The following is an 18,509-nucleotide window of genomic DNA, read 5'->3' as shown; positions in this document are numbered from 1 at the left end:
AGCATAAATATAATAGCTTTAATCGCTGAAAGAGCGCTTAGTTTACACGATTAACCTAAAGACAACTAATGCTTGTACTTATTACTGGCGAATGCTTGGTGCGAATCAATACATCATATAAAAGTTAAGGACCTTTTTTAGCGATAATAATCGGTGTGGTTAAGGGGTTTTTAGTAATATTACCGGTTTTCATACCCTTTATGGTTCCTATTGCGGCAATAAACCACGCAAAGATAAGTGTACCAAAAAGAATAATAGCCGCCCATTCAAAGGCAGGAAGCCCAGTATGTAGCGCTAGTTGTGTGGTTCCTGTAACACAAGTACCAACAGGAAAGGTAAAAGCCCACCATGTTAAGGCAAAAGGCATTTTTTGGCGTAAAGCTCGCATTGTTAACAGGGTTGCTAACACTGACCAGAAAACGGCAAAACCCCAAATTGGCACACCATAAAGTACCGCCATAACATTTAAAGCGCTGGCTAGCGTTGGTTCAACCACCATGATTGCCGCTGTACCTAACAAGCCTGCTGCGGTAATTGATTGCCCTAACGGGCCAAGTACAATCCACAGTGTTGGAACACGCGCACTGCCCGAGCTTCCAGAATGTGCCAGTCGACTCCAAATCAGGGTAATAACGATCATCGCCCCTAATAAACTTACACCAAACATAGCATAACAGCCATACAGTAAGCTTTGCTGTAATACTAAACTTTGTGTGTGCTCAATTAACATAGCGCCAATAGCGGCAGAAACCATTGGTGGCACAATAGGCATTAGCCAGCCACCAAATGCGCCATCGCTGCGTACTTGATGATGGGTAAACAGGCGAAACGGAATAAGTACCGCGGTAATTAAACCGCCTAAAGTGCCAAGGCTCCATAAAACCCAAGCAATAGTCAAAGCACTTGGTTGCGGCATAATAAAATGTCCGAACAACAAGGTACCACCAGCAACAGTTAATAACGCCATAGGAGGCGCGCCAAAAAATTGCGCCATAATGGGATCGTTAAATTGTCGTTTAATAATATGCGGTTGGCGAATTGTTTGGACGATTTTAATCGCTAACATAACAACGAGCATTAACGAAGCTAACAGCCATACCGTAATACCAAAAATCGTTAAGCTGTCACCAATAATGGGTAAACCAACTGCAGCATTGGCAATAATGCCAGTGCCCATAACCGAGGCAAACCAATTGGGTCCTATTTCTTTATTAAATTCTGGCTCAATACTGGCCGTTACAACCTCTTTTACGGCCTCGTTATTAACTGATTGTTCTTTTATTGGCACAACATCCCCTATAACTTATACAGCTCATACAACTTATGCGTTAATGATACGCTTGATAAGCCAGTAGCACAGCAAATAATTACTGGCGGGCTGAAAAACATAAATAACAGCAATAAAAAAGCGCCGCAAGATTAACTCTTTTGGCGCTAAATTTAAGGGGTTATTGCTATATTCTCTATGGTATAAGTGTAATTACTGTTACTTACGCTATTTTTCTTAATAAACCTTGGGTATTTTGGCGCATAGTATTAGCAACCATAAAATAACCTATTGCGGCAACAAATAATGCCCCCGTTATCGGTCCTAAAATCCAAATATAAGGATGTAGTCGCCCTGCAACACTAAACAATTGCTGTTGAATAATCAGCAAGGCGATATCGCTAACAATGGCCGCTACTAAACCAGCAATGGCTCCTAATAATAAAAACTCATACAAAGTGGCTAGCTTAATTAAGCGCCCTCGAGCACCTAAGGTTCTTAAAATAACCACTTCTTGCATGCGCTCCGCTAAACTTGCCTGTACTTGCGAAATAAGCACCAAAGCACCACTGACCAAAACAATTGATAATACAAAACCTATGGCGAGTGATACTTGCGCAATAATAGACTGAGCTTGCTCAAGTCGTGCTTTAATATCTATCATACTAATAGTTGGATAGCGCTGTAATAATTGGCTAACTGCTTTAGTGTGCTTATCTTGCAATTGCGCGGCACTAAAGTAAGTAACTGGAATTTTACCCGCCATATTAGGGCTTAATATCATCACAAAATTAGGTTTTATTGTGCCCCAGTCAACCGTTCTAAAACTGGTTACTTTAGCTTTAATTTGCTGTGCATTAACCAAAATAGTAATAGTGTCACCCAACTTTAAGTCTAATGCATCACGCCAGCCATCAAATACTGATACTTCTATTTCACCTTGGTTATCACTGCTAGTATCGCTAAACCACTGCCCTTCAATAATTTCATTGCCCTCTGGCAGCGTTGTTAACCAAGTGAGGTTAGGCTCGCGATTAACGCCACGGCGCGCTTCTTCATCTTGCTCCTCGCCTTCTTGTTTTGATACTCTGCGCGCAAACGCTTCATCGTTAACCGCATCAATACGACCGGTGAATACAGGGTAAAAAGCTTCGTGAGGAATTTCTTTTTCTTCAAAAAATTGTTGTAGTGGCGCAACTTCTTGCTCTGCAATATTAATAATAAACATATTGGGTGCATCTGCAGGCACTTGCATTTGCCAGTCTGAAATCATGTCGTTTTTCAATACCACTAAAAACAACATTAATTTAATCGCCAAAGCAAAACTAATTAATTGAATAGCATTAGCGTTAGCGCGTTTTTGTAACGTAGCAATGGCTAATGACCAACTTGAGCCTGGGCGTAATCCCATTTTTCTACCTGCTGCAAATAACAAGCGTGATAAGCCAAATAAAATAACAATAACCAGTAATGTTGAAGCAAACAAAATCAGCGTGGTTACTAACGCGCCGCTAAAGAGCCACATTAATACAAAAATAGTGATTAATGAAAAAGCAATATGCAAACGGCTAATTGCTAAGGTATCACCTAAATTACGACGCAATACCCTAAGTGGTGGAATATCAAATAAGTCGAGTAACGGCTTAAGTGAGAACATGAGTGCGCAAACAACACCAATAAATGCAGAGAGTAACCAAGGTCTTAGCCCTGCTGCGGGTAGCTCAGTGCCCATAAATTGCGCTAAGTAGTTTGCGCCAATATGTTGTAATACAAAGCCTATCGCTAAACCCGCTACAATTGAAAAGACGGTAACTAAAGTTAAATGTAATAAAAATATATTGCGAATAACCTGACGACTACCACCGAGTGTTTTCATCATGGCTACTGGGTCGTACTGTCGCTCACAATAGCGCTTTGCTGAAACCGCCATGGCAACCGCTGCGAGCATAATGCCAAATAAACCAGCAAGGAGTAAAAAACGCTCTGAGCGCTCTAAATTTTCACCCAATGGTGATTGCCTGTCTTTGATCCCTTGCCAGTTTTGATTACTTTTTAGCTGTGGTTTTAACCATTGGTAATAGTCGGTAAGTTGCTGGTCAGTACCTGCGAAAAGTAAACGATGAAATACGCGACTAGCAGGCTGAACCGCTTGTGTTAAGCTAATATCTTGATAGTTGAGTAAAACGCGCTTGTTACCCGACAATGAGAAAAACGGCGCATCAGGTTCGCTTACTAATACTTTACTGACCGTAAAAACTCCTGCACCGACTTCAACGCTACTACCAACATCAACATTTAAGGTATAAAACATCCCCTCACTTAACCAAACATTACCTGAGGCTGGAACGCTTTGCGCTTCGTAAGCCTCGCTAGTTAAACTGTCTTTAACGATGACTTTCCCTCTGAGTGGGTATGATGAAGTCACCGCTTTGATTGACCCTAGCACTAACTCATCATTAGCGAAAAGCATTGAATCAAAAAACAGTAATTGCGCGGTTTCTAAACCATAGCCTGTGGCGCTTTCAAGTAAAGCGGGATCAAAGTTGTGATTACTGGAAAGGCGTCGGTCTGCGGCAATAAAGTCACTGGTTTTTTGCTCTATATTTAAACCGATACGTTCAGTGACTGACGACAAACTAAATACAGTTAATACCGCCAGCGCAATCGCGGCAAAAATAATGGTTAATTCACCGCGGCGAAATTCTCTAGCAAATAACTTAAAGGCTAATTTAACCCACATTGGCCGTTACCCCTTGGCTAATATTTTCTAGTGCGCCAGCTTCTATATGTAAAATACGCTGGCATTGCTGGGCAAGTTGCTCGTCATGTGTCACTAAAATCAGTGTAGTGCCATTTTGCTTGTTTAAGTCAAATAACAGCTTTTCAATTAAATGACCATTTTTACTATCAAGGTTAGCGGATGGCTCATCGGCAAAGAGTATTTTAGGAGAGCCAATAAACGCACGGGCAATAGCGACACGTTGTTGTTCACCACCAGATAATTGCGATGGGTAATGCTCAAGGCGATGCGACAAGCCTACTTTTTTAAGTAAATCAACAGCTTGTTGTTTAGCATCATGATCCCCTGCTAATTCCGCAGGTAACATCACGTTTTCAAGTGCGGTTAAGCTTTGCACTAACATAAATGATTGAAACACAAAGCCAACTTTTTCAGCCCTTACTCGTGCTCTAGCTTCTTCATCTAAGGTGCTTAATGCGTCGCCATCAAGGTGAATTTCACCTTCGGTTGCAATATCTAAACCGGCAAGTAAGCTAAGCAAGGTTGACTTACCTGAGCCAGAAGCACCAACAATAGCAACCGACTCACCTGACTTGACAGCGAAGTTAATATCACTAAGGATAGTTAGGCTTCCTTCAAGGGTACTTACGCGTTTAGTAAGCCCAGCAACCTGAATTACATTTAACTGAGAAAGAGCTGACATGAATTATTTTTCCCTAAAATTTTTATTTATTTTATTACTAACCTTTTCGAGTTTTTCTACTTTTTCAAGCGAAACCTCAACTAAGATTTTACTGATAGGCGATAGCTTAAGCGCTGGTTACGGGCTTAAGCAAGACCAAGACTGGGTTCATTTGTTACAAAATGAATACGATGCCCAGAATAAACAGATCACTTTAATTAATACCGCAATTAGCGGTCAAACCACTGACAATGCCATATTGAAAATAGACGCATGGCTTGAGGCGCACCAACCCAGTCATGTATTAATTGAATTAGGCGGCAATGATGGCATTCGCGGATTTCCTGTTAGCATACTGCAAAAACATTTAACCGAGCTTATCACTAAAAGCCAAGCAGCGGGCGCTAAAGTTGCGGTAATGGCAATACAAATACCTCCTAATTTAGGGCCACGATATAGCAAAATGTTTGCTGACAGTTATGGCAAAGTTACTAATGAAACCAATAGTTATTTAATGCCTTACTTTATGCTCGATATCGCCATTGAACCAAGTTTAATGCAAGATGATAACTTACACCCTAATGCCAAAGCTCAGCCTATTATTCGTGACTTTATGTCACTTGAAATTGATAAATGGCTACAGCAATAAGCTTTACAATAATCATTTTGGTTAACGCCAAGTAAATTAGTTTTTACTTGGCGTAGCACTGCTGCCAGCTAAAATTCCACCATCAATATTAAGCTCAATGCCCGTGACATAATTTGACTCATTAGAGATCAAATATAATGCGGCATAAGCAACATCGTTTGGCTCCCCCATTTTTTGCAATGGTATATCTTTTGCCACTTGGTTAATTGCCTGCTCTCTGGCTACCCCTTCACCTAACATCGCATCCCACATAGGCGTTAAAATGGCTCCTGGATGAATAGAGTTACAACGAATAGCATAACCTTGCTCAGCGCAATATAGCGCCACTGACTTAGTATGATTTCTCACTGCCGCTTTACTTGAAGCGTAAGCACAGGCGCCTGGAATACCGACCATACCTGAGCGTGATGAAATATTCACAATGCTAGCACTTAGGGCTGACTTCATCAGTTGAATACCATATTTACAACCTAAGGCGACACCATCAAGGTTAGTGCGATGTACTTTATGCCAACTATCAAGGTGTAAGTTTTCAGGGTCGTGTGGTCCCTCAGATTCAAAAAATCCCGTTATACCCGCATTATTAACCAGACCATCAATTTGCCCATATTCCTCAATGAGTATTGCTGACAGCTTTTCCCAATGCGCTTCTTGGGCAACATCTAAATGAAAGTATTTTGCTTTATCACCAATATCTGCAGCAACTTGTTGACCAAGTTCATCGTTAATATCTGTAATGATGACGGTTGCGCCATTTTGTGCAAATAGTGCTGCTGTTGCTTGCCCAATGCCACGAGCAGCGCCAGTAATTACAATAGTTTTCCCTAAAAGCCTTGTCATTAACGAGTCCTTTTGTGTTGGTGTAAAATAACGTTTGGTCATTTTAACTATTTATCGCTAGTTTTACATTAATCGGGGCAAAATCAATACGGCTGTCAATTTATCACTGTGACAAAATCAGCGATAAATTGTGATACAAATGTGATAACTCCGTGAGCCTTTCTTGATAGTTGTTTTGCATACTCTTTTTCGTACCCATGATTTATACGTTCACTAAAAAGGAAAACAACATGAAAGTAACGCCATTATTACTCACAAGCCTATTAGCTTTTGCTAGCCAACAAGCCTCATCAGCTTCACTTGATATTAAAATCACTAATTTAACGCAAGGTATTTATTTCACGCCACTTTTAGTGGCCGCACATAATGGCGACAGCCAGCTATTTATGTCTGGTACAGTAGCGACACCTGAACTACAGGCAATGGCTGAAGGTGGTAATATTACTGGCCTTGCAGGTATTGTAGACGCTGTTTCAGGCAACAAAGTTGAAAACCCTGCCGACGGTTTGCTTGCACCTTCACAATCTACCATGGCAATGCTTGAAACAACTGACGGTAATCAATACTTATCAATTACCGCAATGATGTTACCCACCAATGATGGTTTTGTTGGCTTAAACAGTTGGATGATCCCAACAGCACCGGGTAGTTATGATATTTACCTAAATGCCTACGATGCAGGCACTGAAGCTAACAATGAGCTAATTCTAGCAGGCTCTGGTGTTGTCGGTATGCCGGGTATTCCTGCTGCCCCTGGAGGCTCTGGCATAAATGGCACTGGTGTTACTAATACCGAAGCCAATCAAAGTGTTCATATTCACCGTGGCAGTTTAGGTGACGATCAACCTGAAAGTGGTAACAGCGACCTTCATAACACGGTGCACAGATGGTTAAACCCTGTAGCGAAAGTTACTGTAACGGTAAAATAGGAGTATTGTCATGAATATGTTCAAAAAACTTTTTTTACCGCTATTATTAGCAGGTCTTTATGGCTGCGGTAGTGATAATAATACCAGAGTTGATGATATGGAAACGCCTGTGCCTGCTGCAATGGTTTATAGCTTTTCTGTGTCGATTACTAACCTTACCCACGCACAACCATTATCCCCCATTGGCATTGCACTTCACCAAGACGGTGCTTTTTGGGAGATTGGCTCGCCAGCTTCTGAGGCACTTGAGCAAATGGCCGAATCGGGTGATAACTCAGCACTACTCGCGCAAGAAATAGTGATGACTTCAACCAGCGATAGCATGCCTTTGCCCCCTGGAAATACTATTGACTTGATGGTTGATAGCGAACAGCTTAATAACATAAAACTCAGTTTATTTACCATGATGGTGAATACCAATGACGGTTTCTCAGGTCTTAATGCTATAGACGTATCTCAGTTAGCAGTCGGTGAAGCGTTAAACGTTAATACAATGGCCTATGATGCGGGCACTGAAGCTAATAGCGAAAGCTCTGGAACCATTCCTGGGCCTGCTGATGGCGGCGAAGGCTTTAACAGTGAACGTAATGATAGCCAAATTGTTTCCGCACACTCTGGTGTTGTAGGACAAGATGACGGTTTAACTCAGTCGGTATTAAACGGTAATCATAAATTTGATAACCCGATAATGACAATCACTATAACGCGGATGCAATAAGCGAGGAAAACGACTGTAAGTTTGCTTTGAAAGTAATACCTTAGGCTAAACCCTGTATTAATCTTTTAAAGCAATCTCTTACGGTCGCTCACATTGGGTGACTTCCTCAACTTCGTGTAAGGTGAGGAAAATGAGAGATCAGGTCTTAATTGTTGAGGATGACCGTGACATCGCACGATTGGTGCAAGTACATTTAAGTGAATTATCCCTCGAAAGCCACCATGTAGGGTGCGCCGAGTCGGCACTTAGTTACCTTGAAAATACCGCATGTGCGCTAGTATTACTCGACATTATGCTGCCAACAATGGATGGCTTAACCTTGTGTCGAAAACTCAAAGATAGCTCCCCCGAAACAAGCGTTGTGCTGTTAACCTCAAGAAGCGCTGAAATGGACCGTGTGATAGGCCTTGAAATGGGCGCTGATGATTATATTTGTAAACCCTTTAACACCCGTGAATTACAAGCACGCGTTAAAGCACAATTACGTCATGTGCACTTGCTTCGTAATAAACAGCAAATAGAAGAAGTTGCAACCATTGTAACCCTAGGCCCTTTGCTGATAAACCAACAGTCACGCGACGTATTTATTCAACGCGAAACATTAAACCTAACGTCAACCGAGTTTGATTTACTTATATTTTTTGCCAGTCACCCTAACCAAGTATTCAGTCGTACGCAATTACTTGACTCAGTATGGGGCTATCAACACAGTGGTTACGAGCATACCGTAAATTCACATATCAATCGGCTGCGCGCTAAGTTAGAGCCCTACCAGCTAGATAACGTAATAGAAACCGTATGGGGCGTAGGCTATAAACTTAACCCCTCAACATTAACTTGTATGGACTGATAATGCTGTTTAATCGATTTTCACTTTACCAAAAAATTGTTGCCTCGCTCTTTGTTATTTTTAGCGCAGTGATCATGATGATTGTCAGTTGGAGTCAACAACTAGAGCAAGTGTCTCAGCAACAAGCACAGCAAAAGCTTCATTTACAACTTGCCACGCACTTAGTACAAGACAACCCATTATTGCAACAAGGGGTATACGATTACGACGCGCTTAAAAACCTATTTCATACCTTGATGTTACTGGGCCCAGCATTTGAGTTTTACTTTGTAGATCCTCATGGCGAAATTCTGACTTATTCAGCCCCTAAAGGTAAGGTGAAACGTAAAAAAATTAATTTAGCTCCTTTGTTATCTCTTATTGAACAAAACAACAAACTCCCTATTTATGGTCAAGATCCACGCAATATTGATAAAACAAAAATATTCTCGGTCGCACCAGTCTATAACCATGAAAACACAAAAGATAAGACACAAAAAAATCTACAAGGCTACTTGTATGTCATTATTGGTGGTGAGGCTTACGATACTATTTTTAATCGTATCAAAGCCAGTGAAACACTCAGTGTTACCGCTATGTGGTTTATTGCTGGTTTTATTTTTTTATTACTCTTTTTATTGGCATTATTTCGCTATTTCACCCAGCCTATGCAGCAACTTGTACAACAGTTAACCGCTATTGAATCAGCTCGCTTTGACTTAACCAATATAACTCTTCCCCAGTGGCCAAGTAATACCCGTAACGAGGTTCATCAACTCGGAAATAGCATAAATAACATGGTGTTACGTATTGATAGTCAATTTAAACAACTCAAACAAAACGACAGCCAACGCCGCGAATTACTCACCCATCTTTCTCATGACTTAAGAACGCCTCTTGCATCTTTACAAGGGTATTTAGAACTATTAACACATGCGAAAGTAACTGACACCCCAGAGCAAAAAGCTGACTACCTTGCTATTAGCTTAAATAATACTAAACAGCTTAAAGGCTTAATTGACCAAATTTTTGAATTAGCTCACCTTGAGTCAGGTCATGTTGAAGTGAACAATGAACGCTTTAACCTAGGTGAATTAATCTACGACTGTCTAGCTAAGTTTACTTTAAAAGCAACGCAGTCAGGCGTGACGTTTAACGTTGAACCTAAAATTTGTGATTTTATGATCTCTAGCGATATTGCTAAACTAGAACGTATTTTGAGCAACTTAATTGACAATGCACTGCGTCACACTCCCTCTGGAGGTAATATAATCATTAAAGTAAGCAACCAAGAACATGCAATAAACTTACAAGTATGTGACACGGGTACTGGCATTAATGCCGATGAAATTAACTATATTTTTGATGCCCGCTACCGCGCCAGTAATGCCAAAGGCTGCAAAAAAACTCATGGCGGTTTAGGGTTGGCTATTTGCAAACAACTACTAAAACTACTTCATAGCGATATTGAGGTGCGCAGCCAATTAGGTACAGGTACACAATTTGAAATAGTACTCAGGAAAAATAGTGCTTAGAAAAAGTTGATAATCTCAAGCCTAAATTTCAAGCAAAAAAAAGCCCTAACATTTCTGTTAGGGCTTTTTCTTAATGTGGCGGTGAGATAGGGATTTGAACCCTAGATGGGCTACAAACCCATGCCGGTTTTCAAGACCGGTGCTTTCGACCACTCAGCCATCTCACCGAGTTGCTTTAAACAAACCTTGTAAATCAATGCTTGCCTGAAGACGGGGCGAATATTAAAGTCTCTCTGATATGTTGTAAAGCACTATTTTACGAATTTTGTTGATTTTAGGTTTGTTTGATAAAAAAATAGTCAGCTTGTTTTTATTTCACACAATATTCGGCATTACTGCATATGTTCCATGCCACATGTCACATAAAGCGGTAAGCTCTTCAATGGCACTATGCTGATATTCACAGGCAACAAAAAGGTATATAACCTCTCCATCTAAGGTTATTTTTGTTAGTCCTGTGGTTTTTGTTAAACGCTCGTAGAAAATTTGCTCATCTGTTTTGCATTTAAACACAATATCTTTAATGGCAATTGTTATTGTCATGCTTTTATGCTCGCTAAAAGCGATAGTCTCTCAACGATAAGTGAATTATAAAGTAAAATACTCTTTAATACCTGATAGCACATTAGCCGTTGCTACTGATGCTAAGATAAGCCCCATAATTCGACTTATAATACTTGCGCCGCTATTACCTATAATGCGATGTGTCCAACTCGCGCATAATAGTAAGATGAGTACAATAACTAATACCGCTAGCATCATCGCTGCCGTTTGAGTTTGTTCGATCAAATTATAACGAGCATTTTCTGTCATTAATACTGCGGCCAGCATAGCACCAGGTCCGGCAATTGAAGGAACCGCAAGCGGAAAAATAGCTGTTTCGTTGCTGTTTGTAGCGAGCTTCACTTCTTGCTCTGGTTTGCTTTCACCAAAAATCATAGATAATGCAAAAATAAACAGAACAATACCGCCTGCAATTTGAAATGCAGATAAAGGAATTGCCATCGATGTTAAAATAACTTCACCCGCGACAACAAAAAATAATAAGATCAGCGCTGAAAAAAGTGTTGATTTAATTGCAATTTTTCTTTTAGTTTTTTCATCGAAATGCCCTGTCGCGGCGATAAATACAGGTACGGTACCAATAGGGTCGATAACAGCAAAAAAGAAAATAAAGGTTGAGACATAATCGATCATAATTGTCCTTATATAATGAACGTCGTTAGGCTTTCAGCTCATCAACTGAAGGAACCACTATAGCTTTATTCTTTAAAAGTAGTGGTCACAGTTTGTTACTTGGTTTGGCTTTAACTTCAATGCTAAATCGTGAATGTTAAAAAACTGACCAACCTGTACGTTGAACCAGTAACTCTAAGGCTAATGTACCTAACTTACTATTACCAATAGTATCAAGTCCTGGAGACCAAACCGCAATAGATGCTTTACCAGGTGCAATTGCTAAAATACCACCACCAACACCACTTTTACCTGGTAGCCCGACACGATAAGCAAATTCACCCGAGCCATCATAATGTCCACACATTAACATTAATGAGTTTATTCGCCTTGCTCGTTGCGACGATACAATTTGTTTCCCTGTAACCCTGTTAACGCCATCAGAAACCAAAAAAAGTCCTGACTTTGCCAGTTGTTCACAACTCATAGAAATAGAGCATTGATGATAATAAGCGCCTAACAGTTTATTAATATCATGCTCAATACGGCCAAATGACGCCATAAAGTGGGCCAATGATGCATTACGATGTCCGGTAGCTAACTCCGACAAAGCAACTTTTTCATCAATTGCTACGCTGTTATCGTTAGCAATATAGCGAACAAACTGTAATATTTCTGCGAGGACTTCTTTAGGCTCATGCCCCATCATAATGGAATCTACAACGGCAATTGCACCGGCATTAATAAATGGGTTACGTGGCTTACCATGCTCATGTTCAAGTTGTACTATTGAGTTAAAAGGATCGCCAGAAGGCTCTCGACCTACTTTGTTCCAAACAGCATCACCAATTTTCCCTAACGCTAACGTTAAACTAAAAACCTTAGAGATGCTTTGAATTGAGAACAACTGTTGCGCACAGCCCGCATTGAAAACCTCTCCCGTAGGTAAAGCAACTGATATACCAAATTGATTGGGGTCAACAGCAGCTAGCTCAGGAATATAGTTAGCAACGGTACCGCGCTCTGTACTTGCATTCATCGTGTCAGCAATTTCATTTAAAATAGTTTGCAAGGTCAATGTCTCAGTTGCTAAGAATAGTGGTGTTTTTATCATGATAAGCTTGGGAATGAAAAGTAAATTTACCCTTGGCTTTATTATATTTTAAATATCACGAATTAAGGTTTAGCGGTTTCAAAAGGTGAAGCACGCCACTTATTAAACAACAAACCGAGCAGTACAATCACACATGAGCCAAGTAGTACTGGTGTAAATAAAAACGACCAGCTCTGTCCTGATAGCATAATTAATAACGGATTTGCGCCTGCTGGCGGATGAGTGGTGTTAGTCAATAACATTGTGCTAACCCCTACCCCTGTCGCTAATGCCAAAGACCATGGCGTTACTCCAATATAGTTAATAAAAACAACACCAATAAGCGCCGTTATAAAATGCCCCAAAATTACATTTTTAGCTTGTGCTAAGGGGCTAGTTGGCACACCAAAAACTAATACTACACTAGCGCCAAAGGGAGCCATAAGCCAAAGCCCTGAATGTACTGAAAAACTATCAAGGTAAGTTAGTACACCTATCGCCAAAGTGGCCGCAACTCCTGCGGTAAAAGCAAATACTGTTTTTTTCATAAGACCTCCAAAAAAAGTAGAACGACTTGTCTACTTAGCCATGGTAGACAAGTCGTTCTACTTCTGTCAACATATATCTCAATTGGAGAAAGTAATATGAATGATAAAAAACTGCTGTTAATTAACGAGGCCTTGAAACTCTTTTACGCTCGCGGCATTAATTCTATTGGTATCAATGAAATATTAAAGCAATCTGGAGTCGCTAAAAAAACCCTGTATAACCACTTTGCCAGTAAAGAGGAGTTGGTTTTGGCAACACTCCATTACCGCGATATGATTTTTTGTCAATGGTTTGAGTCTATATTTAATGATCAAAGCACAGGCACTGATGCAATGCTTGCAATATTTTATGCTCTAGATGATTGGTTTAATAACAGAGTGATCGAGCTTGACGAATTTAAAGGTTGTTTTTTTATCAATACCGCTGCCGAATATGGGGATCATAACGCCCCTGCACGCCAACTATGTAAAGCACACAAAAATAAAATTAAGGTATTGATACAAGCAAAACTGTCTTTGTTTATTAAAAATGAAGAGCTGTGTCAGCAGTTAACACAAACTATTTGCTTACTTAAAGAAGGCGCAATAGTTTCAGCCTCGGTCGAAGGCGATGTTACTGCCGGATTAAAATGTTTACCAATAGTCCGTCAGTTAATCAGGGAGGGATGTTAACAAACCCTTTTATTAAGGCGCTTTTCTAATTTTTCAGCTAGCAACTCGCAACATTTTATTAAACTGCGGGCAAGGCGTAGCATATTGCTTTTGAATAGCTACGGCTATTTTTCCTGACTTGCTACTACAGCCTTGCTTAGGTTTAGGAGCTGCGACAAAAAAAGCCTAAACCTAACATCGCCCGTATACGTAGTTTTATTACACATCGAAAGCTGGCTTAGGGTTTTACCTATCGACCATCATCAATCTTCTAAGCATTTAGTAGTAATAAAAAAATAATATGGAAGCAATAAAGCTAATTGACGACATTACTTGCTATAGCATTGAGACATCAAAAGGTTTTTTAAAATATCGTTAGAATTCATTAACTTTTTTTGATTTAATAAGCTTTTACTCTAAATGGATTTAATTTCAAATGTCTAATAATGCTATTCCTGGTGTTGAATTTATCGATAACGCCAATCAAAGAACTCCTTGTGTACTCGTTTTAGATGCCTCAGGCTCTATGTCTGGTGAGCCACTTAAACAGCTTAATCTTGGTCTTAAAATTTTTGAAGAGCAATTAAAGAGCGACCTCTCAACCGCATTAAGAATACAAGTATTGGTGTTAGCTGTTGGCGGTCATGACGATGTTGAAGTTTTACAACCTTGGGTAGATGCCGTCGATTTTAAAGCGCCAACCATTAAAGCTGGTGGCTTAACACCTTTAGGTGCCGGTATGGACGCTGCATTGACTGAAGTACAACAACAAAAGTCGGTGTATGATAGCAATGGCATTTCCAGCACTAGACCTTGGATAATTCTCTTATCTGATGGCTGTCCAACCGATATTGACTGGGAAAGTTCAGCAAAAGCATGCCGTCAGGCTGAGTCAAATAAACAAGTTGTTGTTTTTCCAATTGGTACTGATGGTGCAGACTTTGAAGCCTTAAGCCAATTTTCAAATAAGTCAGCTAAAAAATTAAAAGGTTTAAACTTTAGTGAGTTGTTTGTGTGGTTAAGTCGTTCTATGGCGACGGTTTCTGCTAGTGTTCCTGGGCAAAAAGTTCGCTTACCTGCTCCTGATGAATGGGCAGAGGTTGAAATTTAATGTCTACACGTTTTTTAGGTAGCGCAATTACCGGAACGTCTCATCTTTCTAAGGATATTCCTTGCCAAGACGCTTGGCAAGTAACCAAAAAATCAAGCGGTGTTGTGGCTTGCTTGTCTGATGGTGCGGGCTCTGCAGTACACTCTCACATTGGCTCTAGACTATTAGTCGATACCGTTTGCCAAGCGTTAGCTCAAACAATATCAACGGATGAAAATACGCTAAGCCGTATTGAAGGCGCTATTAGTCAAGTCAGAGATGAGGTGAGCAAACAAGGACCATTATCTGATTATCACGCAACCTTATGTGGCATAGTCACTAATAATAATGGCAGTTTAGTTTTTCATATTGGCGATGGTTTAATTATTGGTGTCAATCCCGATGATTGGTCTGACTTTGTGGTGAGTGAGCCTGAAAATGGCGAGTTTGCCGAAACAACTTACTTTTTTACGCTACCTGACTGGCAATCACATTTGCGCTATATTTGTGCCCCTGAGCGTTACAAACTTTGGTTTTTAATGTCTGATGGTGCTGCTAGTTTTTCCGCGTTAACCAACCCTTATCGTCCAACAGAAAATTTTTTATTACCTGTACACCAATACTTAAAAAGTGTTGATAGCATGACTGGCGAACAGGCCTTAGCTAATACCTTAAAAGATCCTCGTACTGACGTTATTACCAGCGATGATAAAACCTTAGTTTGGCTGTTTAATGAGTAATAACGTAAACCTGATCTACCTTGATGGCAAGACCCAAAAAATACGCTACAACAAGAAGGCAATTAGCAGTGGTGCTGATGGCACTATTTATGCGAGTGTTGATAAAAAATTAGCTTTAAAAATTTATCATGATCCGCTTAAAGATAAGCAACGGCAAGATAAATTGTGGCAAATGTTATCTCATGCTCCCAAAGGCAACGGCTTTTGTTGGCCAGTAGCCATACTTAGTGATCAGAAGAGTAATTTCATCGGCTACGCGATGCCATTACTTGATTTGAGCCACTGCCATACGCTTGAAATATTACTCTCAAAGCGCTTACGCTCTTCTTTAGGTATCAGCGAAAGCTATCAATTTAGAGTAAAAGTTGCGGTTAATTTAGCCCAAAAAGTAGCTGAATTGCATCAACTTGGTCATCATATTATTGATTTAAAGCCAGCTAACTTGTCATTTGATCAACGCAACGCAGAAGTAGTCGTTCTCGACTGTGACGGCTTTTCTATACAAGGTAACAACAAGCAATTTCTAGGGCATCAATACACCGCAGGTTATATTGCCCCAGAAGCCTTTGCTGCCCAACTTGCTCCTGAAAAGTTAGGTGAAGCACAAGACTTATTTGCTTTAGCTGCGATATTGTTTCAACTGTTAAATAATGGCTTGCACCCTTTTCAAGGCGTTTCAAAAGACGGTAAGCCACTTCCTACCGATAACCAAGCAAAAATTACCGCAGGCCTTTATGCTTACGCTAAAATGCCACATAAAAAAATAAAGCCGTCTCCGTGGAGTATACATGACGATTTTCCTGATGCTTTACTACAAGCGTTCAGCCAAAGTTTAACCAGCACTCACCGCATAAAAGCCAGTGCATGGCAGCAGTTACTAGCAAAGCAGAGCCTCAACCTTAAGGTCTGTCAACAAGATACCAGCCATAGTTATTGGCAAAAAAATTGCCCGCATTGTAAGCTAGGTCAAACCAGAGCCAACATACAACAACAGGCAAAAACTCAGAAGAAGGCAACAAAAAGAAAACACCAAACAATTAATAGGCAAAACTTATCAACCGGTAATGTAGTGGCAAGTGCTCCTTCAAAAATGGCACCCTCAACATTATTATTTGTAATTTTCACCATTATTTTTATTGTGGTTATCTTTACCTCGATAGATTTTAACTCTGCCCCCACTAGCGTAAATGTACCTAAAAAAGAAGTTAAACAACGCGAAATTTCGGCTGTCAGCTCAGAAATATCTACCTTGAGCAAAGCACCTACCATAGCAGTGGCTAATTCATTATCAGGTAATATAACTTACCGTGAAATAAAAAGAGGGTTTCAATCTAAAGCTAATAAATTAGCTGAAATACCTTTTCATCAATTCACTCGTTTTGACTCATCATCTAATTTTCCATTACTAAATTACTTTCCTTTTGGAGTGATATCTCCAAGTAGCTCAGCTGAGATCAGCTTAAAAACGATTAATTTTGAAATGATGGGAAAGGAGCTAGGCCAACTTAAAAAGCAAAATGATAGACTATACCGATTAAACGATTGGCAATACGATAATAATACTGAAACTGCCTATGTTTATAAATGTAAATACAATCCGAGTATTTGTACTGGAGTTAGCCAAGTAGGTATGGGTGAAGAAGTTACCTATACGTTTAACTCCTTCAGTGCTGAAAGAATATTAATGGATAATACGACAGAAAAAACAGAGCATAGTTATCGTCCTTGGCGATTTAGTTTAACGTCTTCGGGCAAAAAATTAATAATGGCGAGCAATTTCGAGTTAGTGGTTTATGATGTTAATAATCCTAAAGAGCCTTTATTAAAGCAAAAATTACCAACCAAGTGGCAAGATTGGCATATTACACGGTTGTTAACGATTGATGGAGGTCAACGATTACTACTGTCTTTGGCAAAAAGCGAAAAATACGGTGTAAACTACCAAGGATTTGTGGTTGAACTCACGTTAACTGATGGTTCATATCAGGTAACAACTGACTTTTCGACCTTACCTAATGCTAACTCAATGTCGGGCGTAGATATTGCGACGAACTTATCTGGTGATATTTTAGCGATAGGAGAATACGCAGAAGAAGAAATAAATAATGATAAATATACCTTTTTTGGTGACCCTGTTGAAGTGGCGCTAGCCTACCCGATGATCAGCTTGTGGAAAAAAACCACGTTGGGATGGCAGCCAATAAGCACTCCTAACGGAAAAACTATGCGAATCACACCAAAACAAAGAAAACCAACAAAAGTATTAGTTAAAGTACCGGCAAGTATTAGTAACGCTAAAGCACAGATGTCATTTATGCGAAACTCTAAACTCTTCAATGGATTAGGCTTAAATAGAGGTTTTAAACTAAATCAAGCCGGTGATACCTTATTAACCGGCATTGATGCAAAAGAGCAACGTGATACTATATTTGCTAAAGCGTTTATCTATAAATTAGATGCTTCGACGAATAGCCTAACACTAAGCGCTAAGCTGGCGAGAAGTTATAGATCTTCTGACAGTTCAAACGCTGATAGCTTCGATACAAAAAGAATCGTCCACTTAAGCTCTACCCTATCAAACGATGGTAAACAGGCGGCACTTGGCTGGTTTATGTTCTCTGATGTTAGATCCGCGGATTTAAAAAAGACTTTCGCGGCTCAAGAATATAAACTTGATCTTTTTAATATTAACTAACGTAGTTTATAAAGAAGATTGTAAATAACGTAAAAGGAAGTTTAAAATAGCTTACTTGTAGTAGCTCAGACCTGATCTGACAGTTACCCGATTTTTAGGGTGCTTTGTCAGCTTAGATTTGAGCTAAATTCTTTTCAGCCCAACTCAATTTCCCATCAAGTAATGTTTCTAACGGAGTTCGTCCACAGCACTTTTTACCTTGAAGTGGCATAGTTAATTTGGCCACCTAATTAGAGATGTTATCATGCATCTCATAACTACTTAGGTGATACAAATGACAAAGAAGAAACGACCAACTTATAGCGCAGAGTTTAGGCTCGAAACAGC

17 protein-coding genes and 1 tRNA gene are annotated in these 18,509 nt (G+C 39.9%); 9 read left to right on the top strand and 9 right to left on the bottom strand.

Features of this window, described 5'->3' with window-relative positions:
• Nucleotides 1-124 precede the first annotated feature (124 nt).
• The 3 genes from ABD005_RS10740 to ABD005_RS10730 form a co-directional block, all read right to left on the bottom strand.
• Entirely contained in the window at nucleotides 125-1,288 is a 1,164-nt protein-coding gene (locus tag ABD005_RS10740) for a TDT family transporter (protein ID WP_343817396.1), read from the bottom strand.
• A 202-nt stretch (nucleotides 1,289-1,490) separates the two neighbouring features.
• Nucleotides 1,491-4,007: an ABC transporter permease gene (locus ABD005_RS10735; protein WP_343817395.1), complete on the bottom strand. Its 2,517-nt coding sequence runs from the start codon at nucleotides 4,005-4,007 to the stop codon at nucleotides 1,491-1,493.
• Nucleotides 3,997-4,710: an ABC transporter ATP-binding protein gene (locus tag ABD005_RS10730; protein WP_343817394.1), complete on the bottom strand. Its 714-nt coding sequence runs from the start codon at nucleotides 4,708-4,710 to the stop codon at nucleotides 3,997-3,999. The genes ABD005_RS10735 and ABD005_RS10730 overlap by 11 nt, the downstream gene beginning before the upstream one ends.
• Between ABD005_RS10730 and ABD005_RS10725 the strand changes: the two genes are divergently transcribed.
• Complete coding sequence (locus tag ABD005_RS10725; RefSeq protein ID WP_343817393.1) at nucleotides 4,709-5,338, top strand: arylesterase; 630 nt, start codon at nucleotides 4,709-4,711, stop codon at nucleotides 5,336-5,338. The two genes, ABD005_RS10730 and ABD005_RS10725, sit on opposite strands and share 2 nt — an antisense overlap.
• 36 nt (nucleotides 5,339-5,374) lie before the next feature.
• Here the strand turns inward: ABD005_RS10725 and ABD005_RS10720 are convergent, their stop codons facing one another.
• The gene (locus tag ABD005_RS10720; protein ID WP_343817392.1) at nucleotides 5,375-6,178 is read right to left on the bottom strand and encodes an SDR family oxidoreductase; all 804 of its coding nucleotides are present in this window, start codon (nucleotides 6,176-6,178) and stop codon (nucleotides 5,375-5,377) included.
• Between the two features lie 230 nt (nucleotides 6,179-6,408).
• Here ABD005_RS10720 and ABD005_RS10715 point away from each other — a divergent pair, with 230 nt between their 5' ends.
• The 4 genes from ABD005_RS10715 (at nucleotide 6,409) to ABD005_RS10700 (ending at nucleotide 10,189) form a co-directional block, all read left to right on the top strand.
• Entirely contained in the window at nucleotides 6,409-7,107 is a 699-nt protein-coding gene (locus tag ABD005_RS10715) for a spondin domain-containing protein (protein ID WP_343817391.1), read from the top strand.
• Nucleotides 7,108-7,123: 16 nt separating this feature from the next.
• Nucleotides 7,124-7,825, top strand: a complete 702-nt coding sequence (locus ABD005_RS10710) for a spondin domain-containing protein (RefSeq protein ID WP_425544899.1) — start codon at nucleotides 7,124-7,126, stop codon at nucleotides 7,823-7,825.
• A 130-nt stretch (nucleotides 7,826-7,955) separates the two neighbouring features.
• Nucleotides 7,956-8,675, top strand: coding sequence for a response regulator transcription factor (locus tag ABD005_RS10705; RefSeq protein ID WP_215978361.1), 720 nt, complete (start codon nucleotides 7,956-7,958; stop codon nucleotides 8,673-8,675).
• A gap of 2 nt (nucleotides 8,676-8,677) precedes the next feature.
• Nucleotides 8,678-10,189 carry a sensor histidine kinase gene (locus ABD005_RS10700; protein WP_343817389.1) on the top strand — a complete coding sequence of 504 codons (1,512 nt, stop codon included), beginning with the start codon at nucleotides 8,678-8,680 and terminating at the stop codon, nucleotides 10,187-10,189.
• A 76-nt stretch (nucleotides 10,190-10,265) separates the two neighbouring features.
• Here the strand turns inward: ABD005_RS10700 and ABD005_RS10695 are convergent.
• The 5 genes from ABD005_RS10695 to ABD005_RS10675 all read right to left on the bottom strand — a co-directional run bounded on the left by ABD005_RS10695 (nucleotide 10,266) and on the right by ABD005_RS10675 (nucleotide 13,006).
• Nucleotides 10,266-10,356: transfer RNA gene (locus ABD005_RS10695), tRNA-Ser, on the bottom strand.
• 148 nt (nucleotides 10,357-10,504) lie between these two features.
• Nucleotides 10,505-10,732, bottom strand: a complete 228-nt coding sequence (locus tag ABD005_RS10690; RefSeq protein WP_343817388.1) for a hypothetical protein — start codon at nucleotides 10,730-10,732, stop codon at nucleotides 10,505-10,507.
• Nucleotides 10,733-10,777: 45 nt separating this feature from the next.
• Nucleotides 10,778-11,386 carry a MarC family protein gene (locus tag ABD005_RS10685; RefSeq protein ID WP_343817387.1) on the bottom strand — a complete coding sequence of 203 codons (609 nt, stop codon included), beginning with the start codon at nucleotides 11,384-11,386 and terminating at the stop codon, nucleotides 10,778-10,780.
• A 136-nt stretch (nucleotides 11,387-11,522) separates the two neighbouring features.
• On the bottom strand, nucleotides 11,523-12,437 hold the full coding sequence (locus ABD005_RS10680; protein ID WP_215978366.1) for a glutaminase: 915 nt from the start codon (nucleotides 12,435-12,437) through the stop codon (nucleotides 11,523-11,525).
• A gap of 104 nt (nucleotides 12,438-12,541) precedes the next feature.
• Nucleotides 12,542-13,006: an HPP family protein gene (locus tag ABD005_RS10675; protein ID WP_215978364.1), complete on the bottom strand. Its 465-nt coding sequence runs from the start codon at nucleotides 13,004-13,006 to the stop codon at nucleotides 12,542-12,544.
• A gap of 96 nt (nucleotides 13,007-13,102) precedes the next feature.
• On the opposite strand from ABD005_RS10675, the gene ABD005_RS10670 reads away from it, so the two are divergent.
• The 4 genes from ABD005_RS10670 (at nucleotide 13,103) to ABD005_RS10655 (ending at nucleotide 18,182) form a co-directional block, all read left to right on the top strand.
• Entirely contained in the window at nucleotides 13,103-13,678 is a 576-nt protein-coding gene (locus ABD005_RS10670) for a TetR/AcrR family transcriptional regulator (protein WP_343817386.1), read from the top strand.
• A 415-nt stretch (nucleotides 13,679-14,093) separates the two neighbouring features.
• A complete protein-coding gene (locus ABD005_RS10665; RefSeq protein ID WP_343817385.1) occupies nucleotides 14,094-14,768 on the top strand; it encodes a vWA domain-containing protein in 675 nt (224 codons plus the stop codon).
• Entirely contained in the window at nucleotides 14,768-15,487 is a 720-nt protein-coding gene (locus tag ABD005_RS10660) for a PP2C family serine/threonine-protein phosphatase (RefSeq protein WP_343817384.1), read from the top strand. The genes ABD005_RS10665 and ABD005_RS10660 overlap by 1 nt, the downstream gene beginning before the upstream one ends.
• Entirely contained in the window at nucleotides 15,480-18,182 is a 2,703-nt protein-coding gene (locus ABD005_RS10655) for a protein kinase domain-containing protein (protein WP_343817383.1), read from the top strand. Before ABD005_RS10660 ends, ABD005_RS10655 begins: the two co-directional genes overlap by 8 nt.
• Nucleotides 18,183-18,509: the final 327 nt, after the last annotated feature.

This window comes from Colwellia asteriadis (genome assembly GCF_039523295.1).
GTDB lineage: Bacteria > Pseudomonadota > Gammaproteobacteria > Enterobacterales > Alteromonadaceae > Colwellia > Colwellia asteriadis.
Note: the sequence above shows the minus strand (reverse complement) of the source record. Positions and strands in the feature narration are given on the sequence as shown.